General features: G+C 74.2%; 21 protein-coding genes. 3 read left to right on the top strand and 18 right to left on the bottom strand.

All coding sequences use genetic code 11. The features are described from left to right. Positions 1 to 13: 13 nt before the first annotated feature. The 3 genes from ACWEQL_RS06975 to ACWEQL_RS06965 are packed head-to-tail and all read right to left on the bottom strand — an operon-like array spanning position 14 to position 3,525. Positions 14 to 1,162 carry a hypothetical protein gene (locus ACWEQL_RS06975; RefSeq protein ID WP_452149143.1) on the bottom strand — a complete coding sequence of 383 codons (1,149 nt, stop codon included), beginning with the start codon at positions 1,160 to 1,162 and terminating at the stop codon, positions 14 to 16. Then, a complete protein-coding gene (locus ACWEQL_RS06970; RefSeq protein ID WP_452149142.1) occupies positions 1,159 to 2,187 on the bottom strand; it encodes a hypothetical protein in 1,029 nt (342 codons plus the stop codon). The genes ACWEQL_RS06975 and ACWEQL_RS06970 overlap by 4 nt, the downstream gene beginning before the upstream one ends. Before the next feature lie 60 nt (positions 2,188 to 2,247). Further along, positions 2,248 to 3,525, bottom strand: coding sequence for a hypothetical protein (locus ACWEQL_RS06965; RefSeq protein ID WP_452149141.1), 1,278 nt, complete (start codon positions 3,523 to 3,525; stop codon positions 2,248 to 2,250). Positions 3,526 to 3,817: 292 nt separating this feature from the next. Here ACWEQL_RS06965 and ACWEQL_RS06960 point away from each other — a divergent pair, with 292 nt between their 5' ends. Then, complete coding sequence (locus ACWEQL_RS06960; protein ID WP_452149140.1) at positions 3,818 to 4,150, top strand: hypothetical protein; 333 nt, start codon at positions 3,818 to 3,820, stop codon at positions 4,148 to 4,150. A 196-nt stretch (positions 4,151 to 4,346) separates the two neighbouring features. Continuing rightward, a complete protein-coding gene (locus ACWEQL_RS06955) occupies positions 4,347 to 5,237 on the top strand; it encodes an AfsR/SARP family transcriptional regulator (RefSeq protein ID WP_452149139.1) in 891 nt (296 codons plus the stop codon). Positions 5,238 to 5,257: 20 nt separating this feature from the next. Here ACWEQL_RS06955 and ACWEQL_RS06950 read toward each other — a convergent pair whose 3' ends face one another. The 15 genes from ACWEQL_RS06950 to ACWEQL_RS06880 form a co-directional block, all read right to left on the bottom strand. Beyond that, the gene (locus ACWEQL_RS06950) at positions 5,258 to 5,782 is read right to left on the bottom strand and encodes a MauE/DoxX family redox-associated membrane protein (RefSeq protein ID WP_452149138.1); all 525 of its coding nucleotides are present in this window, start codon (positions 5,780 to 5,782) and stop codon (positions 5,258 to 5,260) included. Beyond that, positions 5,779 to 6,270 (bottom strand): S26 family signal peptidase, encoded by a 492-nt coding sequence (locus ACWEQL_RS06945; protein ID WP_452149137.1) that lies wholly within the window; start codon positions 6,268 to 6,270, stop codon positions 5,779 to 5,781. The genes ACWEQL_RS06950 and ACWEQL_RS06945 overlap by 4 nt, the downstream gene beginning before the upstream one ends. Beyond that, the gene (locus ACWEQL_RS06940; RefSeq protein ID WP_452149136.1) at positions 6,267 to 8,177 is read right to left on the bottom strand and encodes an ABC transporter ATP-binding protein; all 1,911 of its coding nucleotides are present in this window, start codon (positions 8,175 to 8,177) and stop codon (positions 6,267 to 6,269) included. The genes ACWEQL_RS06945 and ACWEQL_RS06940 overlap by 4 nt, the downstream gene beginning before the upstream one ends. Next, complete coding sequence (locus ACWEQL_RS06935; RefSeq protein WP_452149135.1) at positions 8,174 to 8,746, bottom strand: hypothetical protein; 573 nt, start codon at positions 8,744 to 8,746, stop codon at positions 8,174 to 8,176. Before ACWEQL_RS06935 ends, ACWEQL_RS06940 begins: the two co-directional genes overlap by 4 nt. Positions 8,747 to 8,824: 78 nt before the next feature. Further along, on the bottom strand, positions 8,825 to 9,064 hold the full coding sequence (locus ACWEQL_RS06930; RefSeq protein WP_452149134.1) for a hypothetical protein: 240 nt from the start codon (positions 9,062 to 9,064) through the stop codon (positions 8,825 to 8,827). Positions 9,065 to 9,230: 166 nt separating this feature from the next. Next, positions 9,231 to 9,596 (bottom strand): low affinity iron permease family protein, encoded by a 366-nt coding sequence (locus tag ACWEQL_RS06925; RefSeq protein ID WP_452149133.1) that lies wholly within the window; start codon positions 9,594 to 9,596, stop codon positions 9,231 to 9,233. A 138-nt stretch (positions 9,597 to 9,734) separates the two neighbouring features. Beyond that, the gene (locus ACWEQL_RS06920; RefSeq protein WP_452149132.1) at positions 9,735 to 10,181 is read right to left on the bottom strand and encodes a hypothetical protein; all 447 of its coding nucleotides are present in this window, start codon (positions 10,179 to 10,181) and stop codon (positions 9,735 to 9,737) included. Positions 10,182 to 10,292: 111 nt separating this feature from the next. After that, positions 10,293 to 11,333 (bottom strand): iron-containing redox enzyme family protein, encoded by a 1,041-nt coding sequence (locus tag ACWEQL_RS06915; RefSeq protein WP_452149131.1) that lies wholly within the window; start codon positions 11,331 to 11,333, stop codon positions 10,293 to 10,295. A gap of 6 nt (positions 11,334 to 11,339) precedes the next feature. After that, positions 11,340 to 11,570: a hypothetical protein gene (locus ACWEQL_RS06910; protein ID WP_452149130.1), complete on the bottom strand. Its 231-nt coding sequence runs from the start codon at positions 11,568 to 11,570 to the stop codon at positions 11,340 to 11,342. A 158-nt stretch (positions 11,571 to 11,728) separates the two neighbouring features. Continuing rightward, the gene (locus tag ACWEQL_RS06905; protein WP_452149129.1) at positions 11,729 to 12,463 is read right to left on the bottom strand and encodes a metallophosphoesterase family protein; all 735 of its coding nucleotides are present in this window, start codon (positions 12,461 to 12,463) and stop codon (positions 11,729 to 11,731) included. After that, positions 12,460 to 12,714 carry a BON domain-containing protein gene (locus tag ACWEQL_RS06900; RefSeq protein WP_452149128.1) on the bottom strand — a complete coding sequence of 85 codons (255 nt, stop codon included), beginning with the start codon at positions 12,712 to 12,714 and terminating at the stop codon, positions 12,460 to 12,462. Before ACWEQL_RS06900 ends, ACWEQL_RS06905 begins: the two co-directional genes overlap by 4 nt. Continuing rightward, positions 12,711 to 13,394, bottom strand: coding sequence for a nucleotidyltransferase family protein (locus ACWEQL_RS06895; RefSeq protein WP_452149127.1), 684 nt, complete (start codon positions 13,392 to 13,394; stop codon positions 12,711 to 12,713). The genes ACWEQL_RS06900 and ACWEQL_RS06895 overlap by 4 nt, the downstream gene beginning before the upstream one ends. A gap of 263 nt (positions 13,395 to 13,657) precedes the next feature. Then, complete coding sequence (gene gap / locus ACWEQL_RS06890; RefSeq protein WP_452149126.1) at positions 13,658 to 14,656, bottom strand: type I glyceraldehyde-3-phosphate dehydrogenase; 999 nt, start codon at positions 14,654 to 14,656, stop codon at positions 13,658 to 13,660. 175 nt (positions 14,657 to 14,831) lie between these two features. Next, on the bottom strand, positions 14,832 to 15,788 hold the full coding sequence (locus ACWEQL_RS06885) for a GlxA family transcriptional regulator (protein ID WP_452149125.1): 957 nt from the start codon (positions 15,786 to 15,788) through the stop codon (positions 14,832 to 14,834). Between the two features lie 191 nt (positions 15,789 to 15,979). After that, positions 15,980 to 16,657, bottom strand: a complete 678-nt coding sequence (locus ACWEQL_RS06880) for a macro domain-containing protein (RefSeq protein WP_452149124.1) — start codon at positions 16,655 to 16,657, stop codon at positions 15,980 to 15,982. Positions 16,658 to 16,823: 166 nt separating this feature from the next. On the opposite strand from ACWEQL_RS06880, the gene ACWEQL_RS06875 reads away from it, so the two are divergent. Beyond that, positions 16,824 to 18,443 carry an ADP-ribosyltransferase domain-containing protein gene (locus ACWEQL_RS06875; RefSeq protein ID WP_452149123.1) on the top strand — a complete coding sequence of 540 codons (1,620 nt, stop codon included), beginning with the start codon at positions 16,824 to 16,826 and terminating at the stop codon, positions 18,441 to 18,443. The last annotated feature ends 80 nt before the right edge of the window (positions 18,444 to 18,523 follow it).

The raw sequence follows: 18,523 nt of genomic DNA, 5'->3' as shown, positions 1-18,523 counted from the left end.
GGGGCCGGGTCCGTCAGAACTGGGGCTCGTCGGTGAGGTAGTAGAGCCGCGGGCCTCGCTCGGTGTGCACGAGGGCCAGGGGACCCTGCGTGGCCACCGTGGCGGCGGCCGGGAGGTGCAGGTTGGCGGTCAGGTCCCACCACTGCCAGTCCTCCTGCAGCCCTCGCCACAGGGAGAGGTGGTTGTCCTTGTCCACGTAGGACACCCAGGGCTGGCCGTCGCCGGTTACCGTGCTCGCCACGGAGCTGTTGGCGGCCACGGTGGTGGGGATCTCCCGGCTCCACCATCCGCCGTCCCGACTCGCCCAGACCGGTTCGGCCGTCTCGTTCCACAGGGCGACGCCCGCCAGGGTCTCGGGGCCCACGGCGGCCGCCAGTGGACTCCCGCGCTCGGGCTGGCTGACGCCCGACTTGCAGGGGAGCGTGTGGCTCCACATGCCGCCGTCGTCCCCGAAGCCCACCACCTCGATGAGGTTGTCCTGGCGGTCCGTGTAGTACACGCGCCGGTGGTCGTACCCCCAGCCCACGGCGGAGAGCCCGCTGAGCGGGGACGCGTGGGGGAGGCTCGCGTAGTTGGTGAGATCGGTGACCTGCCCCGACACCCCTCGTTCCTCCACCTCGATGATGTGGTCGCGGTCGTCGAAGTAGTAGGCGAAGCGGCCCCGGCCGTTCTGCAGGGCGGTCAGCGGACTCTTCTCCGCGACCTTGGGGAGCCTGGGGTTGCCGCCGAAGTTCCAGTCTCCGCTGTGGAACTTCATGACCACGAGCCGACCGCGCTCGTCCGCGTAGTAGACGTTCATCCACTGGCCCCGCATCCCGCCGGTGGCCAGCGGACTGTTCCACCGGGCGACGCGGACGCCGAAGTCGGCGGTGAAGTTGCGGTACTCCCAGCCGTGTCCGGTGGTCCCGATTTCGATGATGGCGCCGTCGGTGTCCGCGTAGTAGACGCGCCGACGGTCCGTTCCCCATCCGACGGCGGCGAATCCGCCGGTCAGGGAGGGCGAGGGAGCGGGTCTGGAGATGCCGGGGCCCACGACCGTCCCGGCGGCGATGTTGAGGTTGGTCCACCGGAACGAGCCGTCCGGCTCCCGTGCCACTTCGATGACCGCCGTGTAGTCCCCGCCCGGGGTCACGTCCAAGGGGCGGGGGCCCGCTGTCGTCATGATCTCCTCCGGATGCTGGTGGGTGTACCGGGAGCCGGTACCGCGTCGCGGGCGGCGGGCGCGGGCCGGGGCGGCGCGGCCGCCGGCCGTACGGAGACGAGCTCCGGCAGGTCCGGTCGGCCGACGCTCAGGGCGGACGTGCCCGGCTTCGCGATGTCGAGTTCGTCGACGTTGACGGGGCCCCAGACGACCGTCGGGCCCCTGGCGGAGACGACGGAGGACAGCGGCGTCCCCGTGGTGTCGAACACGGTGACGACGTCCGTGAGTTGCCAGAACAGGCACAGCCGCCCGTGCGAGGTTTCGTTGGTGTAGTGGTTCGACGTGAAGGTCGTCGTCTGGGTGGAGACGGTGACCTGCTGGGTCTTGGTCGAGGACGTGCTCAGGGAGGCGTTGACGGAGGCGCTGAACGGGCCCCAGCCCGCACTGGCGCTCGCACTGACCGATGCCGACACGGTCTTGGTGTCCGACGAGCTCGCCTGCATCCCCTGCGTCTGCGTGTAGTTGACCATCTTCTCCTCGCCCGCCGCGAGGCTGTACGACTCCGGCAGGCGCTGCCAGAACTGCTCGCGGGTCACGGAGTTGCCGTTCGGCAGCGCCCCGACGCCGACCAGGACCCTCGGCCCGTTCGGCGGAACGATCACCGCGCTGGTGGGCGCCGGGGGCTCGCCGATGTCGTCCGGGTCCAGCAGGTCACGGCCGGTGAGGGTGACGGCGGCGTTGTCCCCGTCGACCCCCCAGACCGCCGCGAAGGCGCCCGAGTACCCGGCCTTGGCGACGAAGCGGTAGGTGCGGTCGACGTTGGTCCAGGTCGCGGTCGCTCCGGGGTCCAGGACCTGGCCCGCGTGGCCGGCGGTGAACCTCTGGGTCCGCGGGTTGCGGCCGCACAGCAGGCCGTCGAGGCCGACCCAGTACACCAGTAGGTGCACCGGGGTGGCGTTGGTGACCGTCATGCTGGTCCGGCTGCCACTGTTCACGGACACGAGCGTTCCGCTCAGGGCGTCCCGGTAGGTGTCGTTCATGCGCATGGGTGGCTCCTTCGCACGTACGTGGCTGTGCGCGTGCGGGCCGGCGACCCGCGGCGTCGGCTACTCCACGCTGGTGTAGTAGACACGCGGGCCGCTGGTGCGGATGGCGGCGAACGGGCTGGGCACGTCGGTGGCGACGTCGGGGAGGTTCAGCTCGACGCCCAGGTTGCGGGAGGTCCACCCGGCCCCGGCCCCCCGCAGTTCGATCAGGTCGTGGTCGCCCTCCCCCGGGCCGCCGTCCGGGTCGGCCGCGCCCAGGTAGAACACCTGGGCCGCCGAACCGTCGGCGCCGGGCACGGCGGCCAGGGAACTGCCGCCGGCCGCCACGGGAGCACCCGCGCCCTCGTCGGCGTCCGCCCCCGCACGGTCGACCCGCCACCCACGGCCGTTGAACCCCACCTCGACGACCATCCGGTCGGCATCCAGGTAGTAGAGCCGTGGACGGTCGTCGCCGGTGAGCACCACCGCCGGCAGGGTGCCCGCCGCGGCGGCCGGGGCACCGTACGCGGCGAGCTCGCACAGCTGCCACTCCACGCCCCCTTCGGGGCTCTTCTTCGTGCCCTCGATCACCGTGTGCTCCAGTTGGACGGGCCGGTCGGACCCGTCGAGGAAGTACACGAGGCGGGAATCGCCCCCGCAGCCGACGGCCGTGAGCCGGCTCAGCGGGGACGGCGTCGGGCAGCCCTCGACACCGGCGGTCACGTCGCAGACCGACCAGCCCTCCTCGCCGCGCCACGCCGCCTCGACGAGGTGGCCCCACGCGTCCAGGTAGTAGGCGTACTCGCCCGCGTCGGTGGTGACGGCGGCCAGCGGGCTGATCAGGGACCCCTGCGGCGCGTCGGGGCACACGCTGTACGTCCACTCCCGTCCCCGCTCCGCCAGCCGCACCGGGCGACGGCCGTCCTCGTCCCCGCCGTCGAGGTAGTAGACCCGCAGACCGCCCAGCCGGCCGGTCACGGCCACCGCGCTGCCCACGTCGGCGGTCGGGGCGCCGGTCTCGCGGGTGAAGACGCGGTACCCGGCCCAGCGGCCGTCCGGCGAGGACGGGTCGTACGCCACGCCGACGAGGCTGCGGTCACGCTCCTGGTAGTAGACCCGCCGCTGGTCCTCGGCGGATCCCGCGGCCGCCAGGCCGCTGCCCGCGATCGCCACCGGGCTGATCTGCCGCCACCCCGGCCCGGTGCCGTCCGCGCGGGTACCGTTCGCGCGTGGACCGTCCGCGCCGGGGTCCGCCGACACCGGCCCTTCCGCGGAGAAGTTGATGTCCGAGTACCCCCACTTCCCGTCCTGTTGCGCCACCTCGATGATGCTGTAGACCTTCTCGGCCATCGTTCTCACGCCCCCGTCCCTTCCGTCCGTGCGGGCGCGGCCACGACGGCGACCGCACCGCCCCGGCGGGGTTCGGGCCGGGGGCGGCGTCGCCGTCCTCCCTTCCACCGTCCTCCCGATCGGCCGCCGTCGCATCCGGAGCGAAACCGACTGGCAGCACAGCGTGGGGAGTTGACGCGCCCACCGACGGCGGCCGCTCCGGGGTGCGCGTGCTCGCCCCTGGTGGGTAGATGGATATGTCGAGGGGCTTCGCCCGCCCGTCTGTTGACTTCAAGCCGGGTTGAGGTCGCACAGTGATCGCATGACCGCCGAACCCACGGAACGCATCGCCCGGATCCGTCACGAGCTGGCCGCCCTGGGGCTCACCCAGCCCCAGTACTGGATGCTGCGCTACCTCAGCCCCGACGACCTGGGCGCCGACGCACCGGGCCGCACCGTGGATGAACTCGCCACCGTGCTCGGGGAGTTCCTGCTGCCCGGGGACAACCTCCCGGCGGACGCCGACGCCCTCCTCGCCCGACAGCTGGTGACCCGGGACCGGGACGGCCGCCTCCGCCCCACCGCGGACGGGCAGGCGGCGCACGCGCGGGTGAAGACGCACCTCCCGGCGATCCGGGCCAGGCTCGGAGAGTGACCCGCCGCCCCGGAGCGGTGGCCGACGACCCGACGGCGGGTGCCACTCGCGCCACACCCGTCCCGATAGTTTTCGTCCGTACGGTTCCAATATCCGAGACCACGGCCTAGTATCACGCCGTCGCAAGCCGTTGATCCCCGTTCATCAAAAGGGAGTTCGAGCGGCCTGCCCACTTGGTGCGTCGTTCGGGGGGATCATGCGCTACTCGGTACTGGGACCGCTGGAAGTGTTCGACCAGGGCATCGCCGTGCCCATCGAACGGCCGCGCCGGCGCGCGGTGTTGACCTTCCTGCTGCTCAACGCGAACCATCACGTCTGCATCGAGCAGCTGGTCGACGCGCTGTGGGGCGAGCGCCCGCCGCGCAGTGCCCGCGGCCAGGTGCACACCGCCGTATCGGCGCTGCGCAAGCTCCTCCCGGGGGGCGGTACCGGGGCCGGGGACGGGACGGGGGCCGCCCCGGGGCCGGGGGACGACGCAGGCCCGCTCGCCTCGCTGGCGGGCGGCTACCGGCTGTCGGTCGGCCGGCACGACCTCGACACCGTGGACTTCTGCCGGGAGGTCGGGGAGGCGCGGCGGCTCAGCGCACTCGGCGACCACACGGCGGCGGTCCGGCACTTACGGGCGGGGCTCGACCTGTGGCGCGGTGCGGCGCTCACCGGGATCGACGCGCCGTTCGTGGAGCCGTTCCGGGCCCGGCTGGAGGAGGAACGCTTCTCCGCCTACGAGTTGCTGGCGGACATCGAGCTCGGCGCGGGCCGCCACCAGGAGCTGGTCCCCGAACTGACGGCCCTGGTGGACCGCTACCCCGCCCGCGAGCGTCTGGTGGAGCGGCTGGTCCTCGCGCTGTACCGCAGCGGCCGGCAGACCGACGCGCTGGCCACCGCCCGCCGGGTCCGGGCGCTGCTGGCGGACGAGTTCGGGCTGGACCCGGGGCCCGCCCTGGCGGAGCTGGAGGGCGCGGTGCTGCGCGGCGACCCGGCGCTGCTCAGCCCGCGCCGGCACACCCAGTCCTGCGTCTCGCGGCTCTCCCGCCTCTGCCGCCACCCGGCGCGCACCCACGCGCACCACCGGCCCTCCGCCCGCTGACGGGCCACCCGTCCCGAGGGTCACGGCCGCCTGGCCGTGGCGGGCCCCCGGAACAGGTACGCCAGGTCGTCCCACCGGACGATCGCCGCGCCCGCCACCGCACCCAGGGCGAGGGCGGCCGCGGCCAGGGCGGGGGCCACCTCGCCGTCGGGGGCCAGTGCCACGGCGATCGCCCCGGCGGCGAGCAGGCAGTTGCGCAGGACGAAGCCCGTGGCACTGCCGCCCGCGGCGGGCTTCGCCACGCCGAAGCACCGGCAGTCCGCCGCCCGTCCGGCCTGCAGGGTGGCGGCGGTGAACCCGGCCAGCAGGACCAGCGTGACGGCTGCGCCGGCCTGCCGGACGGCGACCAGCAGGGCCACGGTCGCCACCTCGGCGGCGATCACCCCGACGGCGGTCGGCCGGCGCAGGCCGGCCGGCAGCCAGCGGAAGTCCGCCAGGTCGGCGGCGAACGCGGCCAGCGCGGCGCGGCTGCGCGCCTTGCTGACCAGGGCGGCGCCGAAGACCACCACCAGCAGGGCGCGGGCGGCCAGTTGCAGCATCGTCATGCGGTCCTCCCCGAACCGTGCACCTCGGCGTCACCGCTCCGGCGACCCGGCCGCTTCAGCGACCGCGCGGGCCGCCCGTCGCGGGACATCCGGCGGACGGCGATCCCCAGCGCGGTGCCGCTCGGGACGGTGCCGAAGCTCCGCGAGTCCAGGCTGCGCGGGTTGTCCCCCAGCACCGCCAGGTGCCCGGACGGCACCGCCGGGCAGCCGTCCGCGGCCGGATCGCCCGCCACCCCGCGGACCCGCTTCACCAGCCAGGGCGTGTCCTGCGTCCGCCGCGCCCCGTCCGGGTACGGGATGACCACCACGTCACCGCGGCGGAACACCCGGGTCCGGCGCACCAGCACCCGGTCGCCGTCGCTCAGGGTGGGCTCCATGCTGCTCCCCTCCACCACGATCAGCTCGTACGAGCGGCGCAGCAGCAGCCCCGTCGCCACGGCCCCGGCGAGCGTGCCGGCGCCGACGGCCAGTGCGGTCGGGATGTTCATCGCGCTCCTCCTGCCTCGGCCCGGGCCAGGGCCTGGGCCGGGCCCTCGTGCTCGTGCTCGGCCCGGGCGGGCGGCTTCACCGGTCCCTGACCGCCGTCCTCGCGGTAGCCCTCGGCCTGGGCGGCGAACAGCTCCGCGTACCGGCCGTCGAGGGCCACCAGCTCCTCATGGCCGCCGCGTTCCACGACCCGCCCCTCCAGGAGCACCACGATCAGGTCGGCCTCCCGCAGCGCGGCGAGCCGGTGCGAGATCAGCAGGCTGGTGCGGCCGGCGCGGTGGCGGCGCAGCGCCTGGTGGACCTCGCGTTCGGCGAGCGCGTCGAGGCCGGAGCTGGGCTCGTCCAGGATGAGCAGTTCGGCGTCCTCGCGCATCAGCGAGCGGGCGAGGGCGACGCGCTGCCACTGGCCGCCGGAGAGGACGACGCCGTTGGTCTCGTCCTCGTCGCTGAAGGTGCGGCTGAGCAGGGTGCGGTAGCCGCGGGGCAGGCGCTCCAGGGCGCCGTCGATGCCGGCGCGGGCGGCGGCGGTCCGGATCCGGTCGAGGTCCTCGCGGTGCCCGGGGTCGCCCAGGCCGATGTTCTCGGCGGCGGTCAGGTCGTAGGTCATGAAGTCCTGGAAGGTCGCGCCGATCCTGCGCCGCAGCTCGTCGACGGGCATGGTGCGGATGTCGACGCCGTCCCAGAGGATGCGCCCGCGGTCGGGGTCGTAGAACCGGCAGAGCAGCTTGACCAGCGTGCTCTTGCCGGCGCCGTTGACGCCGACCAGGCCGACGGCGCGGCCGTGCGGGAGGTGCAGGTCGACCCCGCGCAGCGCCCAGGGGGCGTCCGGGGTGTAGCGGAACCAGACGTCCTCGAAGGTGATGCCCTCGCGCAGCGGCTCCGGTACGTGGGTGCCGTCGGGCAGGTCGGCGGGCGACCGGATCAGCGCCAGGTAGTGGCCGAAGAGCCGCAACGCCTCCTCCGCGCGCCCGAGTTGCATCACGATCGAGGACAGCGCGCCCTGCACGGCGGCCACCGCGGCGGTGAACAGGGTCATGTCGCCGAGGGTGATCCGGCCGGCGAGCACCTGCCGGGCCACGACGACGGCGGCGGTGCCGGCGACGGCCGCGGTGAGCAGCGCCAGCGCCGACTGGACGAGGACGCTGCGCCGCAGAGCCGTGAGGCCGGCGCCGGACGTCTCGCGCAGCCCGTCGAGGGCGCGCCGGCGGAACAGCGGCCCGGTGCCGAAGAGGCGGATCTCCTTGGCGGCCCGGGGGTCGGTGAGCAGCATCCGGTAGAAGAACTGCCGCCGCAGGGCGGGCACCACGGCGGCGGCGGTGTCGGCCATCCCCCGGGAGGTGCGCAGGTGCCCGGCGACGGAGACCGCGACGCACAGGACGAGCAGCGCGCCCATCGGCGGCCAGAACACCAGCACGGTGCCGAGGAACCCGGCGATCGTCGTGGTGCTGCGGACCGTGTCGAGCAGGAAGTCGAGCACGTCGTGCGGTGCTCCCTGGGAGGCGGTCTCGGCGAGGCGGATGCGGTCCTGGGTGGCCGGGTCCTCGAACGGGCGCAGCCCGCGGTAGGCGTTGACCCGTTCGTACAGCCGGTCCTGCACCTCGATGTTGACGGCCCGGCCGAGGACGGCGGTGAGCAGCGCGGTGACGTGGTTGAGCACGGCGGTCGCCCCGGCGAGGGCCGCGCCCGCGGCCGCGAGCCACGCCACCCGGGTGCCGTCGCCGGCGCCGGCGCCGTCCGCGCCGGCGAGGTCGTCGACGAGCAGCTTGGTGACGTAGGCCATCGCGGCCGGGAGCACCCCGGTGAGCAGGGCGAGCAGCAGCTGGAGCAGGACCCCTCCGGGCGAGGCCCGCCAGCCGAGGCGCAGGGCCGCGGCGGCGGCCCCGACCCGCCCGGTGAGGGCCGTGGTCACACCGATTCCCCGACCAGGGCCGGGCGGTCGGCCGCGGCGCGGCGCGCCGAGGCGGGCACCACCTCGTCCAGGTCGTGGCCGGCGGCGGCGATGAGGCCGTCCTCGATCCTGAGCAGCGTCGGGAAGGCGCTGATGTGGCCGAAGGCGGCGGTGGCCGGGGACTTCTCGGCGACGACGGCGACCCGGCCGACGGGGGCGAGGGTGGCGGTCATCCGGCGGGTCTCCGGGTTCTCCGGGTCGCCGACGACGAAGAAGAGCGGGTCGTCGGAGCCGGTGGCGGCGCCGGCGGCCAGCGACTCCAGCAGGGCGCCGCAGGGCGTGCAGCCGACCATCACGAAGCCGGCGAAGGCGTCGCCGGCGGTCACGTCGGCCCGGGTGACCTCCTGCCCGGAGATCGTGACGGCGCTGAACTCGCCGACGGGGGTGCCGACCGCAGGCAGGGCGGCGGGGGCGCCCGTACCGCCCTCCTCCAGTGCCCGCAGCCTGCGGATGACGGCGAAGGTGAGGACGAGGTTGGCCGCGGTGGCGATGCCGAGCACCACGGCGAGGGCGATGAGGGCGGTGAGCATGTCGGTTCCTCTCTGGGCTGGCTGAAGGCGACGGGGGCGGGGGCCGCCGGCGAAACGCGGCCCCCGCCCGACACATCGTCAGCAGCCGTACGCGACCTTCTTGTTGTACTGGAAGCCGCCGACGCCCTTGCAGACGCCCTGGCAGTTGTAGTAGCCGCTGCACATCGGCTGCCACCACCAGCCGCCGGAGCAGTAGCCGCCGCGCGAGTTGCACGCGACGACGCCGCAGTAGTCCGGCGGCACGCAGGCGCCGGCCTGCTTCTGCTTCAGCAGGGCGCCCAGCATCCGGTCGCCGAGGGAGGTGAGGGTCCTGGTCATGTGACCTCCTAGTGGGGTTCGACCCGTCCGTTCGAGTCGCTCCACCATGCTGTCCGGGCCCCCTCTCCATCCCCTTCTCGCGCGCTCCTCATCGGCTCCTCGCGCCGGGTTCGGCAGGCTGATCCGCCTGACCGACCGGCCGACCCGCCGACCCTCCGACCCGCCGCTACAGCTCCTCGTCCATGCCGATGGCGTCGTCCAGGACCTTGCGGGCGTCGCGGTCCTCACCCTCCTTCTCCTCCAGCAGGGCGGTCGCCAGGGCGTCGAGCTTGCGCTGGATGGCGTGCTCGGCGCGGCGCTCGGAGTTCTTCAGCAGGGCGAGCAGGAGCAGCGTGACGGCGGTCATGGTGTCCGCGACGATCAGCTGCCAGTGCAGGCCCAGGCCCGCGACGTGGACGGCGATGAAGCCGGCCACCAGGGCGAAGCAGAACAGGGAGAAGGTGCGGGAGGCGGTGAAGTTCGACGCGGCCTCCGCGAGGCGCTCGAAACCGCGGCCGCCACCTTCCCGGTCGGCGGGGTGGCGTACTCGCATGCCGCGCGGTTACCCGGTCCGGACCGTTCCACACGGCCCGGCTTCTCCCGGTTGCCCGCCGTGCCCGGGGCGGACGCGGGCCAGGTGGGGACGCTCGACCGGCCGTTCGCGCGCGGGCCCGCACCGGGGCGGCGAGGGTCAGCGAGGGCCACCGGGGTCCGGGGCGGGCCCGGGGTCGTCGCCGTAGCGCGCCCGCCACTCGCGGGCCCGGGCGTTGTGCCACTCGACGCCCTCGCGGGCCTGCTGCTCGGAGATGCCGCTCAACTCGGCCACCCGGTCGATCGGGACGGGGTCGTCGTACTCCGAGAGCGTGCGGCAGACCTTGGCCGCCCACTGCTCCACCGGGACGAACGGGCGGCGGCGGTAGTGGTCGACCAGCTCGGCCAGGTGGTCCACCGAGCAGGCCGTCAGGACCCGCTTGCCGTCCAGACCGGGGTCGGAGACGTGCAGCGCCGAGGAGTCCGGGACCAGTGCCCCGAGCAGGTCGACGTCCGGCACGACCGCACCGCAGTGGTCGCACAGGTCGTAGGCGTCCGGGTCGTCGGGGGACCGGTCGTCGCGCGGTGGAGGGCCGATGTGCTCCATGCCGGGCGTCTACCCGGGCCGGTCGGGGGCAACCGCCCGGGCGGGTCCGGTGGCGCGGGCGGGTCCGGCGCTCCCGGGCCGCCGGACGGCAGTGGCCGGCGTCCGCCGGATCTACCGCGACCCGCCGGCCGGCGGGTGGGCGTCGCCGGCCCCGGCCCAGTCCGGCAGGGGGCGGCGCAGCGAACTGCGGCCGGCCCTCCAGTGGGTGAGCAGGTGGTCGGCGAACCGGCCGTCCACCACCTCGGCGGCGGCGATGCCGAACGCCACATCACCCTCCAACTCCGGCTCGGCGGCGATGAGCTCCTCGATCACCCCGCGCCGGACCAGTTGCTCGTGCACGGCGTCGGCCTCGATGTGCTCGCGGTAGAACAGCGTGCCGTCCGGGCCGGCGCCGAGGCGTTCCAGGGCGGTCGCGAGACGGGCGGAGCCGGGCGAGGAGGTGATCTCGACGGTGGCGAAGTGCCCGACGGCGGCGCCGCGCAGGGCACGGTGCAGACCGAACAGCGTCATCAGGTTGACCACCGCCAGCGCGGGCGCCGGGACCAGGTCGAGGTGGTACCCGTAGCCGGGATCGAGGCCGAGGTCGGCCATCATCCGGGCGAACAGCAACGCGTGCGCCCGGTCCGGGCGCCCCGCGCCGTACTCGTCGTAGACGATCGCCATCAGCACCGCCTGGGCCGGGCCGTGGATCCGGGGCAGCATCCAGAGCTGGGGATCGGCCTCCTTCAGGTGGTAGACCGAGCGGTGCACCACATACTCGCGGACGTGCCGGCGCTCGCCCTCGGCGAGCAGGAAGTGCGACGGCCCGCTGCCGTCGGCGGGCTCCACGAGCAGCCGCTCCAGCGCCTCCCCCAGCGGGCGGACGGGCTCCGCCTCAGCGCGCACCGCGGCCAGGAAAGGTTGCTCCAAATCCCGCCGAAACCTCAGCAGTTCGGGATCCCACTCCCAGGCGGGACCGACCCCGGGCAGGCCGCGGTCATGGAGTTCGTAACAGAGATGCAGCGCGAACTGGTGGTCCTCACCCCACGGATCGGCCCCGACACCGGGCGGCACGAGCAGCCGGGCCGCACCGGGCGGCCCGGCGGTCAGCAGGGCGAGTACGGCCTCCGACAGCGGCCCGCGGGCCCGTACCGGCCCGCGCCGGGCAGGCATCCGCGCTCAGTCCTCGGAGGTTTCCGCGGGGGGATCGGGCTCGGCCGGGTCCGGCTCGGCCTTCTGCCGGGCGACGGTCACGCCGGCCCGGACCGTACGGGCCTCCTCGGCGGCCGCGTCGGCCCGGCCGTGGGTTTGCCGCCCGGCCCGGCCGTCGTCGTGGTGCGCCTCGTCGTGGTGCGGCCCGTCGTGGTGCAGGGGGACGCCGCCGGCGCCGCCCTGGGGTGTGTCGTCCATGGTGGTCCTCCTCCGGCGGTCGGGGCGCCGCGCGGGCGCCCGCGTCCACTCCGGCTACCCGGCGCGCGCCGGGCGAAACGGCCACGAGGTTTCACCCGTCCCGGCCCGGTAAGCCGCTCGACGAGGCCCACCCCCCACGAACGACGAACAGAGGGACGTTACGGGGCACCGTCGCCGTGCAGGTGGTACACGGCGTACGCGCGGCCGATGACCGGCTGCGCCACGTTGCGCACCCGTACCCCGCAGGCGGTGAGGCCGCGTTCGGTGCCGAGGTGGGCGTGACCGTGGACGGCCAGGTCCGCGCCGGCCCCGTCGATCGCCTCGGCGAGCAGGTAGCTGCCCAGGAAGGGGTAGATCTCCGGCGGCTCCCCGGCAAGGGTGTCGGGCACCGGCGAGAAGTGCAGCAGCGCGATCCGCACGGCGCACCCCTCGCGTGCGAGCCGGTCGAGCCCGGCGCGCAGCCCGTCCGCGCACTCCCGGGTGTGCCGCATGAAGGCCTTCATCTCGGGCTCGCCGAACTCACCGCCGCTGCGGCCTGCGAACCCGCCGCCGAAGCCCTTCGTCCCGGCGACGCCGACCAGCCGGCCGCCCACCGGGACGGTCGCCGTGCTGCGCTCCAGCACCCGTACGCCGCCCTCGGCGAGGATCCGGCCGACCTCCTCGGGGCCGCCGGCGTCGTAGTCGTGGTTGCCGAGCACGGCGACCACCGGTACCGGCAGCCCGGCGACCTCCTCGGCCACCACGGCGGCCTCCTCCGCGGTGCCGTGCCGGGTGAGGTCACCGGCCAGCAGCAGCAGGTCGGCCCGCTCCCCCAGACCGGCGAAGGCGGGGCGCAGCAGGCCCCGGCTGTCCGGGCCGAGGTGGACGTCCCCGACGGCGGCGACCCGGATCACGGCAGGTCCTCGGCGTCCTCGGGCGGGCGCGTGTCGGCGAGCGCGATGTCGGTGTGCACCACCAGCCCGTCCAGCACCTGGGCGACGATCCGCTCCACCGCCGCCCGGCGCTCGGCGGTGGGCACGGTGCCGCGCACGGTGACGTGGGAGCCGTGCAGCTCGATCCGCAGGGCCAGTTCGCCGACCTCGTCGGCGGCGAGGCGCTCGCGCAGGTGGGCGACCCGGTACTCGGTGTCCTCGGTCGCGCTCATCGCCGGGCCTCGGCGGGGCTGCCGGAGGCGGGGCTCCCGGAGGCCGGGCTCCCGGAGTCCTCGGGGTCGATCACCTGGAGCCGTTCCAGCAGGTAGAGGAAGGCCGCCGGCATCGGGGCCTCCCCGCGTTCGGCGCGCACCCGCCGCCAGTCGATCTTCTCCCGCAGCGGCCGCACCACCGACAGCGCGGCGCCGAAGTCGCAGTGGTGCTCGGAGAACGCCGCGAGCAGGCTGCTGACCAGGTCGGTCGCGGCGAGCACCGGCATGTGCACGGAGTCGACCGGCAGCACCTCGGCCCGGTCCAGCAGTTCGGAGGTGACCGGCCGCTTGGCGAGGACCAGGATCAGGTCGACGTCCTGGCCCAGGCAGCGGGCCTTGATCAGCCAGTCCTCCGGGGGCAGGTACACCTGCAGCCCGGCCTCCCGCAGGGTGCGGGTCACCGCGTCCGCGTCCTCGTGGCGGACGCAGAAGTCGGCGTCGTGCTGGAGCCGGACGGCGGCGCCGTGGGCGTACGCCGCCACCCCGCCGGCCAGCGCGAAGGGGTGGCCCTTGGCCTTCAGCAGGGAGCCGATCCGCTTGGCGGCCTCCAGGATCGCCTGGGTGTGGTCGTACGGCAGCCGCTGCCCGTCGGGTTCCTGGTCCGTGGCGGGCTGCCGGTCCGTCGCGGTCTCCTGGGCCATGGTGTCCTCCTCCGCCGGCCGCTCCGGGTGGGAACCCTCCGGCGGGTACCCGGCCGGGCCGCGTTCAGTCACCGGGCGGACCGGCCCGGCGGGGCGCGCCGCCGGCCGGCCGCGGGCCTCCGGTCACGCCCGGGCGGGCGGAGGACCGGGAGGGCGGAGGACCGCGGCGAACCCACTGCCGCGGCGGGTACGGCGCGACCCCCGCCCGCCGGTGGTGGTCACCGGCGGACGGGGGTTCGACGTGAGGGGGTTCAGCGGGTGGTTCAGCTGCGGGCGAGCAGCTCCAGGGTGTCGATCACGCGGTTGGAGAAGCCCCACTCGTTGTCGTACCAGGCGACGACCTTGACGTGCTTGCCGTCGACCCGGGTGAGGGCGGCGTCGAAGATCGACGAGGCGGCCTCGCCGGTGATGTCGCCGGAGACCAGCGGCTCGTCGGCGTAGTCGAGGATGCCCTTGAGCGGGCCGTCGGCGGCGGCGCGGTAGGCGGCGAGCACCTCGTCGCGGGTGACCTCGCGCTCGACCGTGGTGTTCAGCTCGACGATCGAGCCGACCGGGACGGGCACGCGGATCGAGTCGCCGGAGAGCTTGCCGTCGAGCTGCGGCAGGACCAGGCCGATCGCCTTGGCGGCGCCGGTGGTGGTCGGCACGATGTTGACGCCGGCGGCGCGGGCGCGGCGCATGTCGCGGTGCGGGCCGTCCTGGAGGTTCTGCTCCTGGGTGTAGGCGTGCACGGTGGTCATGAAGCCGTGCTCGATGCCGGCCAGCTCGTCCAGCACGGCGGCCAGCGGGGCCAGCGCGTTGGTGGTGCAGGAGGCGTTGGAGACGATCACGTGCTCGGCCGGGTCGTACTCGTCGGTGTTCACACCGTAGGCAAGCGTGACGTCGGCGCCGTCGGACGGGGCGCTGACCAGGACCCGCTTGGCGCCGGCCTTGAGGTGGGCGCGGGCGGCCTCGGCGGAGGTGAAGCGGCCGGTCGACTCCAGCACGATGTCGACGCCGAGCTCGGCCCAGGGCAGGTTCTCGGGGTCGCGCTCGGCAAGCACCTTGATCCGGCGGCCGTCGACCACGAGCTCGTCACCGTCGACCTCGACCGTGCTCTTGAAGCGGCCGAGCGCGCTGTCGTACTTCAGCAGGTGGGCGAGCGCGTCGGTCGCGGTGAGGTCGTTGACGGCGACGACCTCGAGGTCGCTGCCACGGCCCACCAGGGCGCGGAGGCTGTTGCGACCGATGCGGCCGAAACCGTTGATGGCGATGCGGGTCATTGCGGCTCCCGTTGACTCCCGTTGCGTTACGTCCTCAATGATCGGGAGCGGGGTACGGGCCGGACAGGGGCCCGATTGCCATGGTGCGCAAGGATCCCGCCAGACTCCTCGCCATCGAACGCAAGGATCTCGCCACCCCCTTCGTACCCCTCCTACACGGGTGGACGCACCCCTCCTACACGGGTGGACGCGCGAAGGTGTGCCGGTACTCCGTGGGCGACGTACCGAGGACCCGGTGGAAGTGCAGACGCAGGTTGGCGCCGGTGCCCAGCCCCACCCGGTCGGCGATCTGCTCCACCCCCAGATCGGTGCGTTCCAGCAGCTCACGGGCCAGGTCCACGCGCGCCCGCAGCACCCACTGCATCGGCGTGTAGCCGGTGTCCTCGACGAACCGCCGGGAGAAGGTGCGCGCCGAGACCCGGGCGTTGCGGGCCAGCGCCTCCAGGGTGAGCGGTTCGGCGAGGTGCTCCAGCGCCCACTCCCGGGTGCTCGCGAACAGGTCGCCCAGCGGCTCGGGCACGCTGCGCGGCACGTACTGCGCCTGCCCGCCGCTGCGGTACGGCGCCGCCACCAGCCGTCGGGCCACGTGGTTGGAGAGCCCGACCCCGTGGTCGCGCCGCACCAGGTGCAGGCACAGGTCGATGCCGGAGGCCGCGCCCGCCGAGGTCAGCACGTCGCCCTCGTCCACGAACAGCACGTTCTCGTCCACGAGCACCCGGGGGTGGCGCTCGGCCAGCGCCTTCGCGTAGTGCCAGTGGGTGGTCGCCTTCTTGCCGTCCAGCAGGCCCGTGGCCGCCAGCGCGAACGCCCCGGTGGAGATGGCCGCCAGGCGGGCCCCGCGCTCATGGGCGGCGATCAGCGCCGCGACGACGGCCGCGGGCGGCTCGGTGGTCACCGGGTCGCGGTACCCGGGGACGAAGACCGTGTCCGCCTGTCTCAGCGCCGACAGGCCCTCGGCCACGTGGTACGCGAGGCCGTCGCCGCCGGTCACCAGCCCGGGCGCCGCCCCGCAGGCCCGCACCGTGTACGGCATGCTCGGCCGGCTGGAGAAGACCTGCGCGGGGATGCCCACGTCCAGCGGTTTCGCCCCCTCCAGCACGAGGACCGCCACATGGTGCTTCCTGCGGGCCATCGGCCTGCTCCACTTCCCGCGGTCGCTCCGGGCACCGCGCTGCCTCGGGCGGCCACGTTGACGCCCGCAAGCATCCTGCCATCGTGCGGGCCCGCACGGCTCCGCCGGCCGCCCGGCACCGGTCTTCTCGGCGGACCTGTCAGTGGGCCTTATCAGCGGGCCCTCTCGGCGGCCCCTGTCAGCGGACCTCCTCAGCGGCGGGAGGTGCGGCGCGCGGGCGGGGCTATCCGGGCCGGCTTCCCGGCCGGGGCCTTCTCCAGGTCGTCGAGCTGGGCGACGATCGTGGCGCGCAGGTCGTCGTAGTCCTCGAACTCGTGGTCGTGGAAGAGGGTGTGGCCCGACCACATCAGGTTGGCGCAGACCCGGGCCGGCACCCGGCCGGTGCGGGCGCCCATGCCGACCAGCGCCACCGAGGTGATGCTGCCGGGCGCCTCCCGGTTCTGCCGGTGGATCGCCTGGAACGCGGCGGCGCTCGCCAGCGCCACGTTCAGGGTCGCGCTGACGTCCTGGGAGGAGCTCTCCATGGTCGGCGCGGAGATCAGGAACTTCGGGCTCGTCGCGCCGGAGGGCACGCAGACCGCGCTGCCCACCGGGAGCGTGCCCGCGAAGCGGTCCCGGATCCGGCGCTGCACGCGCAGCTGGACGCCGGCGCCCAGGTGCCGCTTGATGACCGCGTCCACCCCGCCGTCCATCCGGCCGCGGGAGTTGGTGGGGGTGACCCAGGCGTCGACCCGGGTGTCGAGGATCGAGCCCTGGCGGATCTCGATCCCGGGGGTGTCGGCGAAGGCCGCCCGCCACGCCTCCACCACGTCGGCGTTGAGGTCGGTCAGCACCACGCTCAGCGGCGTCGGCTCGCGGTCCACGGTCATGCTCCACTCCGATCGGAAGAGGTCTCGGCTACGGATCGGAACGCTACGTGGCTCCACTGACAGAACCCGCCCGGCGACTCCTCACGGACCGTCACGGACCGGCGTTGTCAGTCGGGGTTCCTACGATCGGCCCCATCACGACGGTTCGACAGTTCGGAGCCCTCCCATGACCGAGACCACCACTCCCGCCACCCCCGACCCGAACGACCCGCTGGCGCTCGCGGAGCTGTTCAAGGGCGGCGGCGAGCCGTGGCTCCCACTGCTGAAGCCCGTCATCGAGGCGCAGCCGGACGCGGCCTCGTTCATCGGCCCGGGCCGCGGCCCGGAGGTCGTCCCCGTCCGCGAGCTCACCTTCCAGGCGCTCAAGCCCCACGCGCCGCACAAGTGGAAGGTCGTGATCTTCGGCCAGAACCCGTACCCGCGGCCGGAGAGCGCCACCGGCATCGCCATGTTCGACAACACCTTCCACGACTGGAAGGACAGCCAGTTCGGCCGGGTGGTCAGCATCCGCTGCATCATCAAGGCCGCGGCGATGTGGAAGTACGGCATCCCCAAGAAGACCCCGATCGCCGACATCCGGGCGCTGCTCAGGAAGCACGACACCGTCCAGCCGCCGGAGTGGTTCCAGGCGATGCTGACGCAGGGCGTCCTGCTGCTGAACGCGGCGCTCACCGCCAGCGGCGACGGCGCGATAGGCACCGACCGGCACACCGCCTTCTGGCGGCCGACCGCCGAGCGGATCGTCGAGGAGATCCTGCGGGCCAAGCAGAACGCGGACGAGGAGGACCGCGGGGTCGTCTTCGCCTGGTGGGGGGCGCACGCGCGCAACCTGAAGAAGGTCGTGCTGCGGCTCCAGGAGAAGTACCCGGACGTCGAGGTCCGGCACATCGACCACGCCAACCCGGCGGCGCAGGGCGACATCTTCTGCGACGACGAGCACTTCGGCACGGTCAACGCGGCCCTCGCCTCGCTGGGCGCGGACGAGATCGACTGGCTCCCCAGCAAGGGCTGGAACGAGCGCGCGGACGAGGACGGCGGCGCGGACGACGGTCTCGCCGACCGGATGGGCGCCTTCATCGCGTCCACCATGGAGCTGCACCAGCTCTACCTGGAGCGCCTCGCCAGCGTCAAGGACGAGGGTCTCGAACTCCCGCCGATCACCGGTGTTTTCGACACCCCGCTGATGGACTTCCGGGACGCCGTGGCGCCGGTCGCCGGGCTGCTGCGCGGCCTGGACCACCACGTCACGCGCTCGTACGAGTTCGGCAAGCGGCAGGCGGACGCGGCGGCGGCGGTCGGCCTGTCCGCGGACGCGATCGCCGCGCTGTACCTCTACACCTGCGAGTCCGCGTTCTACCGGGAGATCAACGCCGTCCTGCGCTCCCCCGACCGCGACCGTCTCGTCCCGTACCTGCCGTACCTGCGCCTGCTGTTCTCGGCAGTGTCCGGGCTCCCGGCCCGCACCGAGCCGCTCTGGCGCGGCGTGCCGCTGGACCTGCGCGGCCAGTACCCGCTCGGCCGCACGGTGACCTGGTGGGGCGTCTCCTCCTGCACTTCCGAGGTCGGCGTGGCCCGTTCCTTCCTCGGCAGCCGCGGCAAGCGCACCCTGTTCGAGGTGCGCCCGCTGCGTGCCACGGGCATCCGCGACTTCTCCGCCTTCACCGGCGAGGAGGAGTTCCTCCTCCTCCCGGGCACCCAGCTCGCGGTGACCGACGTCAGGACCGAGCGCGGCGGCCTGTGCACCGTCACCCTGACGGAGCTGGAGGACCAGACCCTGGTGTCCTGACCGCGCCGCGACGCGGGCCGAACGGCGGGACGGCGGGACGGCGGCACGCGGGCCGAACGGCGGGACGGCGGGACGGCGGC

Source organism: Kitasatospora sp. NPDC004240 (assembly GCF_053603215.1).
This window is presented reverse-complemented; position numbering and strand designations above follow the sequence as displayed.

Coding starts and splice junctions, on each gene's coding strand:
- ACWEQL_RS06955 (WP_452149139.1), top strand. CDS start 4,347: ATGCGCTACTCGGTACTGGGACCGCTGGAAGTGTTCGACCAGGGCATC.
- ACWEQL_RS06970 (WP_452149142.1), bottom strand. CDS start 2,187: ATGCGCATGAACGACACCTACCGGGACGCCCTGAGCGGAACGCTCGTG.
- ACWEQL_RS06895 (WP_452149127.1), bottom strand. CDS start 13,394: ATGGCCCAGGAGACCGCGACGGACCGGCAGCCCGCCACGGACCAGGAA.
- ACWEQL_RS06875 (WP_452149123.1), top strand. CDS start 16,824: ATGACCGAGACCACCACTCCCGCCACCCCCGACCCGAACGACCCGCTG.
- ACWEQL_RS06900 (WP_452149128.1), bottom strand. CDS start 12,714: ATGAGCGCGACCGAGGACACCGAGTACCGGGTCGCCCACCTGCGCGAG.
- ACWEQL_RS06945 (WP_452149137.1), bottom strand. CDS start 6,270: ATGAACATCCCGACCGCACTGGCCGTCGGCGCCGGCACGCTCGCCGGG.
- ACWEQL_RS06935 (WP_452149135.1), bottom strand. CDS start 8,746: ATGCTCACCGCCCTCATCGCCCTCGCCGTGGTGCTCGGCATCGCCACC.
- ACWEQL_RS06910 (WP_452149130.1), bottom strand. CDS start 11,570: ATGGACGACACACCCCAGGGCGGCGCCGGCGGCGTCCCCCTGCACCAC.
- ACWEQL_RS06920 (WP_452149132.1), bottom strand. CDS start 10,181: ATGGAGCACATCGGCCCTCCACCGCGCGACGACCGGTCCCCCGACGAC.
- ACWEQL_RS06915 (WP_452149131.1), bottom strand. CDS start 11,333: ATGCCTGCCCGGCGCGGGCCGGTACGGGCCCGCGGGCCGCTGTCGGAG.
- ACWEQL_RS06925 (WP_452149133.1), bottom strand. CDS start 9,596: ATGCGAGTACGCCACCCCGCCGACCGGGAAGGTGGCGGCCGCGGTTTC.
- ACWEQL_RS06960 (WP_452149140.1), top strand. CDS start 3,818: ATGACCGCCGAACCCACGGAACGCATCGCCCGGATCCGTCACGAGCTG.
- gap (WP_452149126.1), bottom strand. CDS start 14,656: ATGACCCGCATCGCCATCAACGGTTTCGGCCGCATCGGTCGCAACAGC.
- ACWEQL_RS06880 (WP_452149124.1), bottom strand. CDS start 16,657: ATGACCGTGGACCGCGAGCCGACGCCGCTGAGCGTGGTGCTGACCGAC.
- ACWEQL_RS06975 (WP_452149143.1), bottom strand. CDS start 1,162: ATGACGACAGCGGGCCCCCGCCCCTTGGACGTGACCCCGGGCGGGGAC.
- ACWEQL_RS06950 (WP_452149138.1), bottom strand. CDS start 5,782: ATGACGATGCTGCAACTGGCCGCCCGCGCCCTGCTGGTGGTGGTCTTC.
- ACWEQL_RS06930 (WP_452149134.1), bottom strand. CDS start 9,064: ATGACCAGGACCCTCACCTCCCTCGGCGACCGGATGCTGGGCGCCCTG.
- ACWEQL_RS06885 (WP_452149125.1), bottom strand. CDS start 15,788: ATGGCCCGCAGGAAGCACCATGTGGCGGTCCTCGTGCTGGAGGGGGCG.